Origin of the sequence: Flammeovirga agarivorans, from assembly GCF_012641475.1 — a bacterium.
GTDB lineage: Bacteria > Bacteroidota > Bacteroidia > Cytophagales > Flammeovirgaceae > Flammeovirga > Flammeovirga agarivorans.
Genome location: NZ_JABAIL010000017.1, coordinates 1 through 12,452 on the forward strand (window position 1 = coordinate 1; position 12,452 = coordinate 12,452).

The following is a 12,452-nucleotide window of genomic DNA, read 5'->3' on the forward strand; positions in this document are numbered from 1 at the left end:
GCAGTTAAGCCCTACAGTGCTGATGGTACTGGGTTAACCCCCGGGAGAGTAAGTCGGCGCCACATTCATTAGATATAGAAGGTTAGTTAACACAAGATGTTAGCTAACCTTTTTTTGTATATCATATTTTATATACATTACTTCAATATCGTCGTACAAAGTAGAATAGGATAAGTGTAATTCGCATGAAATCAATCAGTTATCATACATCTACTTATAGAAAATACAGTTAAATAATAGAGTAATGTTTTAATTTATTTCATATCTTCCTAATACGTTTAAATTTAGTTTCTTCTCTAGAAATTGTGTATTAGCTTACTGATTGACCTTATTGAATCATTATAAAAATAAATAATTAAGTTGCTTAATAATCGGCTACTTAGATTAAGAACCAAATACATATAACTAATTCATATGAAAACATTTGAAGAATTTGCCGCCGCGTTTAGTGCGTTAGCATGGGGAACTCCATTGCTATTGTTACTTATGGGGGGAGGTTTGTTTTTTACAATCTATTCGAAGTTTTTACCCTTTAGGTATTTTAAACACGCCATCGATGTTCTTAGAGGTAAATTTGATGATCCTGAAGCAGAAGGAGATATAGATCATTACGAGGCGTTATCAGGAGCAATTGCAGCAACCGTGGGTATGGGAAATATCAGTGGTGTTGCGGTAGCATTGGTAACAGGTGGACCTGGAGCTATCTTTTGGATGTGGGTATCAGCATTATTAGGTATGGCGACAAAATTCTTTACTTGTACATTAGCAGTAATGTATAGAGGCCATGATAAAAACGGCCATGCTGAGGGAGGTCCAATGTATTTTATAGAAGAGGGACTTGGTAAAAAGTGGAAGCCTTTAGCCATGTTTTTCGCAGCAGCGGGTCTACTTGGTGTAACTCCAATGTTCCAAGCGAACCAATTAACAGAGGTGGTTAGAACGGTAGTTTTACCAGAAAGTATTACATCAATGGCGAGTACTAATGTAATTAATTTCACAATTGGTTTGGTAATTATGGCATTAGTATCAATTGTGATATTTGGAGGTATTGAGCGTATTGGAAGTGTTGCAGGAAAACTTGTACCAGTAATGGTGGTTTTATATACAGGTACTGTTTTGGCTATGATTGGATTAAACATCGAAAAATTACCTTCAATCATATCTTTAATAGTAACTGAAGCATTTACTTTTAAATCGGCAGCTGGTGGAGCATTAGGGGCAGTAGTTATTATTGGTGCAAAAAGAGCAGCTTTCTCTAATGAAGCTGGAATTGGTACAGCACCAATGATGCATGGAGCATCAAAAACAAATGAGCCTGTTAGAGAGGGTTTGGTAGCTATGATTGGACCATTTATCGATACAATTGTAGTTTGTTCAATGACTGCTTTCGGTATTCTTGCATCAGGAATTTATCGTCCTGATATGGGAGATATCAATGGAGTTTTATTAACTACGGAAGCCTTTAGAGCTGTTTTTCCTGTAATGGGACCAATTATTTTGTCTACATGTGTATTATTCTTTGCATTAACTACTTTGTTTTCGTTCTCATATTATGGAACAAAATGCTTGGGGTATTTAATAGGTGAAGAAAGAAGACATTACTTTAATTATATGTATATCATATTAATTGTAGTAGGATCGGTAATTAAATTAGAAGCAATATTAAATTTAATTGATGGAGCTTATGCTACAATGGCAATTCCGACGATGGTTGCCGCATTATTATTATCACCTAAAGTAAAAGAAGCAGCAATAGATTATTTCCATAGAATGGATGATCTAGAAGAGTCTAAGAAATAAGATTTTCTATATATAAATAAAAAGGTCAATCAAATATGAGTAATCATTTGGTTGACCTTTTTTGTTTTATTTTCCGATTGGGATACTGAAACTAACTCCAGCGGATATACTTTGTTCTTGATCTTGAATATCATGAACATAGCCTACTCTTGGACAGATATATCCAATATTTCCAATAGGAATAAAATACATAATGAAACCATCGATATAATCATTACCTAATTTAAAATCACTTCCACTGACAATATCTTTTGCATAACCACCTCCAATACCCCAGTGTTTATTTTTTCCAAAAAGGTAGGTTCCATAAATTGCAACTGAGCTTTTAAATGGTTGATTAATACCATTTTCTTTTTCCCAGTCCCCAACAATAGAGGTTCCTATCATCCATGAGTCAGATAAATAATGATTATAATCTAAACTTATAATCCCAGAATGAGCATTGCGTTGCATCACTCTTGAACCTGACGTGGTAATAGACAAGTATCCTTTAGGATGACTTTGTGCTTGTGAATTGATATATGTAAATAAGATGAAGACGAAAGTTAAGCTGAAAGTTGCTATAAATTTATTTTTCATTTTGATAGATTGTTTTGCCGTTTAGTACTGTTTTAAGAACCTTTGTTTTGTGAATATCATGTGGATCAATTGTGAAAATATCTTGGTCGATAATTATAAAATCAGCTTTCTTACCTTCCTCTAGACTTCCACTGATATGATCTCTAAATGTTACAAATGCATTATTTATGGTGAAGAGTAAAACCGCTTTTTCAACAGAAGAAGTGTAGCCTCTAGGTTGCATGTCTTCACCCACATTTTTACAGGTAACAATGGTTTGTATCATCTCCCATGGAGAGAAAACAGGTCCAGTAGGGAAATCTGCACCAACACCGACTATTACATCATCTCTTTGGTAAAGTCTGTCATATCGATAAATTCGATCAAACCTTTCTTCCCCAATAGCAGGTTTTATATAACTGTTAGCAAATTCATCTAATGGTTGCCATTGAGGTTGAACTTGTAAAATGATTCCTAGTTTTGCACAACGATCTATGTCTTCAGCTTTAATGAGGTCCACATGAGTAATCACATGTCTTTCATTTTTAATTGCGTGTGTTTTGTTTATTTCTTCAAGGCAATCAATCACCCTTGAAATCCCTGCATCACCTTCTGCATGAACATAAATTCGATCACCTTTTTCGATTAAATATTTGAAGTTTTTTAATAGCCTTTCTTTGCTATAATTGGCTACACCAATACAGGTGTGTGAATGTTCACAATCTAAATTTTCATAAGGTTCAAATAAAAATGCTTTATCAGTTGGTATTCCATCTATAGCAAACTTTACAGTTCTAGAAGAAAGCATTTCATCACCTTTCAAACGTCTTTTATCTAGGCTGATATTATTGGTTGAATCATCTAGTGGAGATAAATGGGTTCTATTATATTCTACTCGAATAGTTAATTCTCCTTTTTTATGTAGTCTTTTATAAACATCATCAGTACCCTTAGCCGATAAAGCTGCAGCATCTTCAATACCAATAAATCCAACACTATTACATTTATCGATAATAGCTTTCATAGCAATTTCCTGTTGCTCTTTTGTGAGTAGTTCAGGTGTGGTAAGAAAGCCAGCTGCAATATGAGCTTTCTCTCTAAAATGACCACTTGGAGTACCGTCCTCAAATCGGTCATATGATCCTCCATCAGGGTCAGGAGTATCTTTGTTTACATCAAAATATGCTATTGCTTTCGAAGAATACCATCCAGTATGTTGAGATTCTTCACAGATAATAGCAGGTCTTCCGCCTACTAACTCATCTAATTCTTGTGCAGTTGAGCTATCAAAATGTTTTATTTTATAGCCGTTTGCTAAGACCCATCCATCTTTGGGTTGTTTGGCAGCAAACTCTCTGATTAGCCTTTCAGCTTCTTCTTTATTTTGAACACCAAATAGATCTAATACAAAAGTCATATTCGGACCAGCAATTGAAGGGTGAATATGTGAATCATATAATCCAGGAAGTAATGTTTTACCTTCTAAATCAATTACTTTGGATTGTTCATTTTGGTAAGAAAGTGCTTTGTTGTTATTTCCAACATAGACGATTTTATCTCCATCGACAACCATTGCACTGGCCCATAATTGTTGTTTATTGGAAGTAAATATTTTACCATTAGTATAAATATCTTGTCCCATAACAGATAAAGTATTGATAAGAGCAAAGACAGATATAATTAACCTTTTCATTTATTAGAGGAATTAAGTGAATACCTATTGTCACTTTGAAAAGGGAAAAGGGATAAAGAAAACCCTAATCTTATTTTATAAATGTTGAATGGACTCGCTAACGAAGTATTCAGATAGTTTTTTAGATCATTTATTACTTTTAATTTAGAATATTTACTGAAGTGTGTGATCAAATAGATGTATGGTATTATATTGATGCAACCAGTAAATATTATCTAGCTATGAAATCGAATTATTACCATCAATTACTTCCATACTTTACTTTCATTTGTGCTCTTTTTCAATCCTTTAGTGTTGGAGCTGTAAACTTTGTGATTAACCAATTGCCGCTTCATCATCCTGTAGAAGAGCCTTTATATTTAGTTGGGTCGTTTAATGCATGGAATCCGATGGATCAGAAATATCAATTTCAAAAAGGTCAGGATGGAAAATTGTATGTCTATATTTCTGACCATCTAAATGCTTTTGAATATAAAATAACGCGAGGAGGATGGGATAAAGTAGAGTCAACGAATGATGGTAAACCTAAAGCAAATAGAGTGTTTATCTCAGAAAATGAATCTGATACTGTAAGAATAGATATTTTAGGATGGGAAGATCTTGCAGGACAAACAACAATTGTTTTAGAAAGCTTACCAAATTCTACTCCCTATGAATCAAAGTTTTTTGTTGCTGGTAACTTTAATAATTGGAGACCGGATGATTTAAACTACCAATTTACCTTAAACGAGGAAGGGAATTATACTTTGACATTACCTTCAAAAATTTCATCTTTTCAGTTTAAAGTAACAAGAGGAAGTTGGTCAACGATTGAATGTTTGTCGGATGGTAAATACAGACCCAATAGAGTATATGATCATAAAAGCAAAGGGCCAGAACAGTTAATAGTATCAATTGAAGATTGGGAAGATGTAAACAAAAGTGAGATTTGGGATTTACCCCAACTGACATCATTCTTACTTTTTCATATTGTCTTATTGATCGTTTATTTTCTATGGATGAATTATAAAAATCATGAACTCACATATCCTTTATTAATTCTGATATCAACTTTCGTCATACTTCTTTTCTTTTCATTTTCCCTTTATATGCCTTTCAAAAACCAAATGGGAGGAGTTCATTTAATTCATTATTTATTTATTCCTATTCTTTATCTAGTAATTTCTAATGTTCAAGACAGTATTTTTAGATCGTATGATTTTAAAAAGAATATTCCTTTTTTATACATTTTTGGGTTAGGACTCTGCATCATTTATGCTTTCTATCTCTTACAAGAAGAGACTTTATTGGTTATTTTTCTCGAACGACTATACCCTCAGATGAATTTATTTATAAAGGGATTGTTTTTGGTATTAGTAGTAATTAGTTGGCTACAGTCTAAAGATCATTTAGAGAAATATAATACAGAATCTTTGCAAGGGAGTGTAGTGAAATCAGTAAAGAAGTCCTTTGCTTTTTATCAGAAATATTCACTGTTAGTGATTGTTGGTTATACCATTGGTGTTGTTATTCAAGTTGTGAATCTATTTATTGAAAAGGAACACTTCCTTTATCAGGATCTATCAGACAAGTTGATATGGTATTCGACATTTATCTATTTCGTTATTACATCTGCATGGGTTTTTAGATATCATCATACATTAGAACCAATAGAACAGAAGAGTTCTTATAGAAAAGAAGAAGATATTACTCAAAGCAAAGAACTTGAAGAATTTATCGAAAAAGTAACGGATCTATTTGAAAAGGAAAAACTGTATACTAAACAAGATTTATCATTAAACGATGTTTCTAACTTATTAAATATCCCTTCTCATAAACTGACAAAACTTATACAACAAGCTTACAAAAGAAATTTTTCTGAGTTAGTAAACGATTACAGAGTACAAGCATTTACAAAAAGAGTATTAGTAGGAGATGCTGAGAAATCTACATTATTAAGCATTGCATATGAGGTAGGTTTCCAATCGAAAAGTACTTTTAATAGAGCTTTCAAAAAATCCACTGGTATGACACCAAAAGAATTTATGAAAAAGTCATCTGTGAAGAAGATTTTAGATTAATGTTAGAAATTTAGCGGGTATCGAATTAAAATAATACGTATCAAAAATATAAAACGTAAATTTTACACAAAAATAGTTAAGTTGTTGTTTATTAGTATTTTACAAGTGTCATTTTTATTATTTGACACTTTATTTTTGAAGCTATTGATTTCATTTTTTGAATCTTAGACGATTGTAATAGGTGGTTATGGGTAAACTTGCATCATCAATCTATTCAACATTTTTTTTAATCGATTGTACTGTATTATTAAAGATGTTCATTGTCTAATCAAAGAATGAATATGAAAATGAATTTTAAATCAATTGTACTATTATCTACACTAGCAATTGGGGGTTTCTCTTGTAACAATTTCTTAGAACAAGAAGAAAATGGAATCCCTGCTCACGAACCAAAAGCCAATTTGAATATGCAGGTGACTCATCACGACGGAGCACCTTTTCAAACAAATGAATCTTCAAACCAAAGGTATTATGATAGTCCAGGTGGGCCTGTAATGATGCAAGCTTTTTATTGGGATGTTCCTGCTGGTGGAGAATGGTGGAACACTGTAAAAGGTAAACTAGAAAATTGGAGTAACCAAGGTGTTGGTTCAATATGGTTACCACCTGCATCAAAAGCTCAGAATGGTCCATTCTCTATGGGTTATGACCCAATGGATTACTTTGACTTTGGGGATTACGATCAAATGGGATCAACTGAAACACGGTTTGGATCAGGTCCAGAATTAAGATCTCTTATCGGTGAAGCTCATAGTCAAAATATGGAAGTCTATGCTGATATTGTTCTAAACCATAATAGTGGTGGTCAATTAGAAGCCAATCCATATACAGGAACTGACACTTGGACAAAATTTGAGCCTGCTTCAGGTAAATTCTTTAGAACATATAATGATTTCCATCCAAACCTTGATGCAAATAACGATGAAGGTGTTTTTGGAGGTTTCCCTGACCTTAGCCATGTAAAGGGGTATGTGCAAGACTGGTTATGGAAAAGTAATGAGTCTGTTGGTAAATACTATAAGAACGATGTTGGTTTTGATGGATGGAGATTTGACTATGTTAAAGGTTTTGGACCTTGGGTAGTAAAAGAATGGATGAATAATGTAGGAGGATTTGCTGTAGGTGAATTATGGGATGGTAATGCCAATACATTAAAATGGTGGGTAGATAACACTGATCGCACTTCATCTGCCTTTGACTTTGCTGCGTATTATGCTATGAAAAGTGCTTTTGATGGTAACGATCTAAATGCATTGAATAATGATATGCTTTGGAAAAAAGATAGTTACAGAGCAGTGACTTTCGTAGCGAACCATGATACGGATGAAATCTGGAATAAACACTTAGCATATGCATATATCTTAACACATGAAGGTTATCCTTGTCTTTTCTATAGAGACTATGAAGATTGGTTAGATAGAGGTATGATGGATAATTTATTATGGATCCACAAAAGCTTTGCAACGGGTAATACTTCTATTCTTCATGTGGATAATGATGAGTATATCGCTAGAAGAAACGGATATAATGGTAATCCAGGTTTAGTAGTTTATATCAATAACTCAGACAACTGGCAAGAACGTTGGATTCCGACAAACTGGAGTAACAGACAAATTAAAGATTACACAGGACATTCAAATTGGGAACCTTGGACTCAAGGTGGAACATGGGTTAAAATACAATGCCCTCCAAAAAGCTTCTCAATTTGGTCTACAAAGTAGTTTAATTAGTTGTAATAATCATTTCAAGTTAGTTTCGATTTTGAGTGCCTGAATCATTTTCAGGTACTCCTTTTTCTATTTTTAATATGCGTTTACTTTTCCTTTTTTTTCTGTCTTTTATTACCGCATGCAATATAAATCAAAAGTCGAGTAGAACTTCTCAGAGTATCAACCCTTGGGTATTTAGTTCTGAAAAGAATACCATTTTGATGCATAATAAAAAATGTAAGGTGAGTTTAAATGCTTTACCTAAATCACATGAATTAGAATATACCATAGAGTATAAAGGAAAAGGAATCATCGAACCCATATTATTATCTACTATTGAAAGTAGACCTTCGGCCTATATCACTGAGAACAGTATCTCAATTGAAATGGACACTCTAATAACTGGTACAATAAAACCAGATAACCACGTATTTAAGTATGCACAGATAGGAGAGAGAGGCCCATTAAGACAACATTACTTGATAAACTATTACGAAAATGGAAGAATTCAACATTTAAGGTTTCAATTATCTGATATAACTTACCAGAGTTACCTAAAAGAATACCCATATCAATCACAAAAGAAAAGTTATCAGCTTTCTGCACAAAGTTTAGGGTTTAAAAATGAAGTAGAAAGTTATATCAATGCCATTCTTCAAAAGAAAAAAAATACCCAAAATTTAAAAGAAATCTTTTTATCAGAAAATGAAATAAATGTAGCTGGATTAATTGGCCATTTTAAGAGTGTCTTTGATGGTCAAAACTTGTATTTAGAAGTTACTTGGATCAATCATACAGAGTTAGACTTATGGATAAAAAAGCCATCGAATTATTTGGATTTGGATACTAATCCAACAAAATGTAATTGGACAACATTTGAAGATAAAACAGCTTTTGGAAAAGGAAAAAGAATCACTCTGCACTCAAATATTATCCTTACAAAGGCACCAGAAAAAATAAGTATACCCGTTGATAATGTTTTATTTTATGATGGTCAACTCTTTTTTCCAAAAGGTATAGTAATAGAGATGAACCAACGTTCAATGATGTAAAAAATAGACTAGCCCATCAATTAATTGTTTTCATTTTATAAAGGTCAATTACTAGTGTGATTGACCTTTATGTGATTATTTACCTATTGACTATCATGTTATTGTGTACCATAGTATTATTCAGAATTAGGTATAGGGAATTAATCTTTTTCATAGTATTTTGCTTTATAAATAAATGAAGTTAATTACACGTATCAATCCAATAACTAAATCCCAAAAGCGTAAATATTATGTTACAAACTAACCAAATTCAGCAATTGTTAGGTGCTGATGAATCTCTCTTAGAATTTTCGAGTCCTAAAGTAGATAAGTCTACATTATCTCTTCCATCAAGAAATGTAGTAGATGATATTTTTATCACTTCTGATAGAAATAATAGAGTTCTTAAAAACTTAAATTGGCTTTATAATTCAGGTAATTTAAAAGAAACAGGATATGTATCAATTTTACCTGTAGATCAAGGAATAGAACATTCTGCAGGAGCGTCATTTGCTAAAAATCCAATGTATTTCGATGCAGAAAATATCATTAAACTTGCCATGGAAGCGGGGTGTAATGGTGTGGCGTCTACTTTGGGTGTGTTAGGATTAATGTCCAGAAAGTATGCTCATAAAATACCTTTTATTGTAAAGATCAATCATAACGAACTACTCACATCACCAAATACATTCGATCAAATTAGTTTTGCCTCAATTGATCAAGCTTATGAAATGGGTGCAGCAGGTGTTGGAGCTACGATTTATTTTGGTTCTCAAGAGTCTAATCGACAGATTATAGAAATTAGTAAAGCATTTGATTATGCTCATAGAAAAGGAATGTTCACTATTTTATGGTGTTATCTCAGAAATAGCGATTTCAAAAGAGATCAAGATTACCATACTTCTGCAGATCTAACAGGGCAAGCCAATCATATTGGAGTGACCATACAAGCTGATATCATAAAACAGAAGTTACCCACGAATAATGGAGGGTATAAAGCCTTGAATAGCAACGGCCATACTTTTGGCAAGTTTGATGAAAGAATGTATACCGAGTTAACATCAGATAATCCAATAGATCTAGCTAGATATCAGTTACTAAATCAATATTCTGGCCGTATTCCGTTAATAAATTCAGGTGGAGCTTCTGGAGACAACGATATTGCTGATGCCGTAAAAACTGCTGTAGTTAATAAAAGAGCAGGAGGGAGTGGATTAATTTTAGGAAGAAAAGCATTTCAAAAACCATTTAATGAAGGTGTTGAAATTATTCAGGCTGTTCAATCTGTTTACCTTGATTCTAAGATTACAATTGCATAAAAACTAAAATTGAAAAATGGGAAAGCTAATCTTAATCCGTCATGGGCAATCGATGTGGAACCTTAAAAATGTTTTTACAGGTTGGGTTGATGTTCCTTTGTCAGAACAAGGTATCCATGAAGCTATTCAAGCAGGGAAACAGTTATCAGAAATTTCTTTTGACGTTGTATTTACATCAATGCAAATAAGGGCAGCAGAAACAGCAATGATTGCACTAGCTCAGAACAAAAGTGATAAAACACCCATCTTACTCCATTCTAAAGGGCAGTTGGAAGAATGGTCTAGAATATATGATCAAAAAATGATAGACAATATGATTCCTGTTCATCATAATTGGCATCTAAATGAAAGGTATTATGGCGAACTCCAAGGTAAAAACAAAGAGGAAACAGCTAAAGAGTTTGGAGAAGCACAAGTATATCAATGGAGAAGAAGTTATGATATTCCTCCACCCAAAGGTGAGTCTTTAAAAGATACTGCTGAAAGAACAATTCCGTTTTTTGAAAAAGAGGTAGTTCCTGAACTTGAGAAAGGGAAAAATATATTAATCTCAGCTCATGGAAATAGCCTTCGGTCTATTGTGATGCATATTGATCATCTATCTAAGGAAGAGGTGATTGAATTAGAAATACAAACAGGTCAACCTATTATTTATGATTATGAAAATAATCAACTCATTTCAAATAAATAGAAGCGATCGATTAGAAAAGGTGATTGGTAACATTATACTGATCACCTTTTCTATTCTAAAATATTATAAATGAATGATGATTAGAGTTAAACCGATCTAATCAAGGTTACAATTTATGTTCGATGAATATCTTTATTAATGGACAGATATAAACAGAATAAGAAGTAAACAAAAAATGATAGACTTAGTTAATAAATTTCCAGCATTAGAAGAAAAGTTATTTGAACTATTGGACGGGCTTTCTGAGGAAGAATGGTTTACACAAACAGTAGCAAAGAAATGGGTAGTTAAAGATGTAGTAGCTCATTTGTATGATGGAAACATCAGAACATTGTCTGGATTAAGAGATGGTCATAAACCAAAACCACCGGTAATTCAATCTTATCAAGATCTTTTGGACTTCTTGAATCAATTAAATGCTGATTGGGTTTTGGCAATGAAAAGAGTAAGTCCGCAAATGTTGGTTGAGTTTCTAAAACAAACTTCCAGACCTTTTTGTGAGTACTATGCATCTTTAGACTTAAATGCTAAAGCTGAATTTTCGGTAGCTTGGGCAGGAGAAATGGAAAGTAAAAACTGGATGCATATTGCTAGAGAATACACAGAAAAGTTCTTACACCAACAACAAATTAGAGATGCTGTTGGTAAACAAGGAATAATCAATGAAGAATTTTTTGTTCCTTTTTTGGAAGTGTGTATGTACGCATTACCTCATACATTAAGAGAGACATCAACGACTTCTGGTCATTCAATACAATTAAGTATTACCGGAGAAATAAATAAAGATTGGTATGTAGTGTTTGATGGTCAGAAATGGAACTTAACGTCAACTCCTAAAGATATTGTAACAATAATCGAGATTGATGCTTATGCATCTTGGAAATTATTTTCTAAGAGTTTAAGACCAGCTGATTTGGAAGAAAAAATATCAATTACCGGAAATAAGGATTTAGGAAAGGTGGCCATTGAGATGGTATCTTTTATGGCTTAGTAAATAATTAGTTTCAATAGTATCTAGAGATAAATTAATGTGATCCTTAAGTTGAAATAAAAGATAAAACAGCTTTTTGCATATAAAATAAAGATATAGGTAAAGAAGTTATTGGAGCTAGTGTATGTGCTACTTTAGAAGAAATTGAGAAAGAGGTAGAAAAAGAAAACCCTGAAATCAAGAAACTGGAAGATGCTCAAAAAGTAATTGATTTTTCTAAAAAGTTACAATCCAATCCTACAATTCTTCATCTCTTAAATACCTACAACCAAAAGTTTATACTAACTACATGTCATACGGAAGATAGAAAGTGAAATAGATTGAATAGTCTATTTAAAATCCTTTTTGATAAATCTATGGATGCAGTTTCTAGAGGTTATATGGCTTCAAAAGGCGCTCATACTGATTTATGGACAGCTCATAATCTATTAAAGAAAGCTATTGAGAAGGATAATTATAGGATTGAGAGGATTAATCTTTCACGACAAAAATAAAATTATGTCTTTGGATTAGTATGTTTAACACCACCACCAAGCCATTTACCTGTAATATGCCATAATTCATAGGAATAAAGCCATAATCTTATCCAAGGAATAACAA

At 32.8% G+C, this 12,452-nt stretch carries 10 protein-coding genes; 8 read left to right on the top strand and 2 right to left on the bottom strand.

Going from position 1 to position 12,452, the window contains the following annotated elements; all coding sequences use genetic code 11:
* Window positions 1–414 precede the first annotated feature (414 nt).
* Window positions 415–1,800, top strand: a complete 1,386-nt coding sequence (locus HGP29_RS27425) for an alanine/glycine:cation symporter family protein (protein WP_168885678.1) — start codon at window positions 415–417, stop codon at window positions 1,798–1,800.
* A 66-nt stretch (window positions 1,801–1,866) separates the two neighbouring features.
* Here the strand turns inward: HGP29_RS27425 and HGP29_RS27430 are convergent, their stop codons facing one another.
* A complete protein-coding gene (locus HGP29_RS27430) occupies window positions 1,867–2,379 on the bottom strand; it encodes a hypothetical protein (protein WP_168885679.1) in 513 nt (170 codons plus the stop codon).
* Window positions 2,369–4,051, bottom strand: a complete 1,683-nt coding sequence (locus HGP29_RS27435) for an amidohydrolase (protein ID WP_168885680.1) — start codon at window positions 4,049–4,051, stop codon at window positions 2,369–2,371. Before HGP29_RS27435 ends, HGP29_RS27430 begins: the two co-directional genes overlap by 11 nt.
* Before the next feature lie 221 nt (window positions 4,052–4,272).
* Here HGP29_RS27435 and HGP29_RS27440 point away from each other — a divergent pair, with 221 nt between their 5' ends.
* The 7 genes from HGP29_RS27440 (at window position 4,273) to HGP29_RS27470 (ending at window position 12,346) form a co-directional block, all read left to right on the top strand.
* Window positions 4,273–6,111 carry a helix-turn-helix domain-containing protein gene (locus HGP29_RS27440; protein ID WP_168885681.1) on the top strand — a complete coding sequence of 613 codons (1,839 nt, stop codon included), beginning with the start codon at window positions 4,273–4,275 and terminating at the stop codon, window positions 6,109–6,111.
* Window positions 6,112–6,398: 287 nt separating this feature from the next.
* Window positions 6,399–7,832 carry an alpha-amylase gene (locus HGP29_RS27445; protein WP_211093437.1) on the top strand — a complete coding sequence of 478 codons (1,434 nt, stop codon included), beginning with the start codon at window positions 6,399–6,401 and terminating at the stop codon, window positions 7,830–7,832.
* 209 nt (window positions 7,833–8,041) lie between these two features.
* On the top strand, window positions 8,042–8,872 hold the full coding sequence (locus HGP29_RS27450; RefSeq protein WP_168885683.1) for a hypothetical protein: 831 nt from the start codon (window positions 8,042–8,044) through the stop codon (window positions 8,870–8,872).
* 230 nt (window positions 8,873–9,102) lie between these two features.
* Window positions 9,103–10,170 carry a class I fructose-bisphosphate aldolase gene (locus tag HGP29_RS27455; protein WP_168885684.1) on the top strand — a complete coding sequence of 356 codons (1,068 nt, stop codon included), beginning with the start codon at window positions 9,103–9,105 and terminating at the stop codon, window positions 10,168–10,170.
* Between the two features lie 16 nt (window positions 10,171–10,186).
* Window positions 10,187–10,861: a 2,3-bisphosphoglycerate-dependent phosphoglycerate mutase gene (locus tag HGP29_RS27460; protein ID WP_168885685.1), complete on the top strand. Its 675-nt coding sequence runs from the start codon at window positions 10,187–10,189 to the stop codon at window positions 10,859–10,861.
* 175 nt (window positions 10,862–11,036) lie between these two features.
* Window positions 11,037–11,852 (top strand): maleylpyruvate isomerase N-terminal domain-containing protein, encoded by an 816-nt coding sequence (locus HGP29_RS27465; protein WP_168885686.1) that lies wholly within the window; start codon window positions 11,037–11,039, stop codon window positions 11,850–11,852.
* 320 nt (window positions 11,853–12,172) lie between these two features.
* Window positions 12,173–12,346: a hypothetical protein gene (locus HGP29_RS27470; protein WP_168885687.1), complete on the top strand. Its 174-nt coding sequence runs from the start codon at window positions 12,173–12,175 to the stop codon at window positions 12,344–12,346.
* The last annotated feature ends 106 nt before the right edge of the window (window positions 12,347–12,452 follow it).

What these genes read in the sequence shown, in the direction of transcription:
- HGP29_RS27425 (WP_168885678.1), top strand. Translation starts at nt 415, where the DNA reads ATGAAAACATTTGAAGAATTTGCCGCCGCGTTTAGTGCGTTAGCATGG.
- HGP29_RS27430 (WP_168885679.1), bottom strand. Translation starts at nt 2,379, where the DNA reads ATGAAAAATAAATTTATAGCAACTTTCAGCTTAACTTTCGTCTTCATC.
- HGP29_RS27435 (WP_168885680.1), bottom strand. Translation starts at nt 4,051, where the DNA reads ATGAAAAGGTTAATTATATCTGTCTTTGCTCTTATCAATACTTTATCT.
- HGP29_RS27440 (WP_168885681.1), top strand. Translation starts at nt 4,273, where the DNA reads ATGAAATCGAATTATTACCATCAATTACTTCCATACTTTACTTTCATT.
- HGP29_RS27445 (WP_211093437.1), top strand. Translation starts at nt 6,399, where the DNA reads ATGAATTTTAAATCAATTGTACTATTATCTACACTAGCAATTGGGGGT.
- HGP29_RS27450 (WP_168885683.1), top strand. Translation starts at nt 8,042, where the DNA reads ATGCATAATAAAAAATGTAAGGTGAGTTTAAATGCTTTACCTAAATCA.
- HGP29_RS27455 (WP_168885684.1), top strand. Translation starts at nt 9,103, where the DNA reads ATGTTACAAACTAACCAAATTCAGCAATTGTTAGGTGCTGATGAATCT.
- HGP29_RS27460 (WP_168885685.1), top strand. Translation starts at nt 10,187, where the DNA reads ATGGGAAAGCTAATCTTAATCCGTCATGGGCAATCGATGTGGAACCTT.
- HGP29_RS27465 (WP_168885686.1), top strand. Translation starts at nt 11,037, where the DNA reads ATGATAGACTTAGTTAATAAATTTCCAGCATTAGAAGAAAAGTTATTT.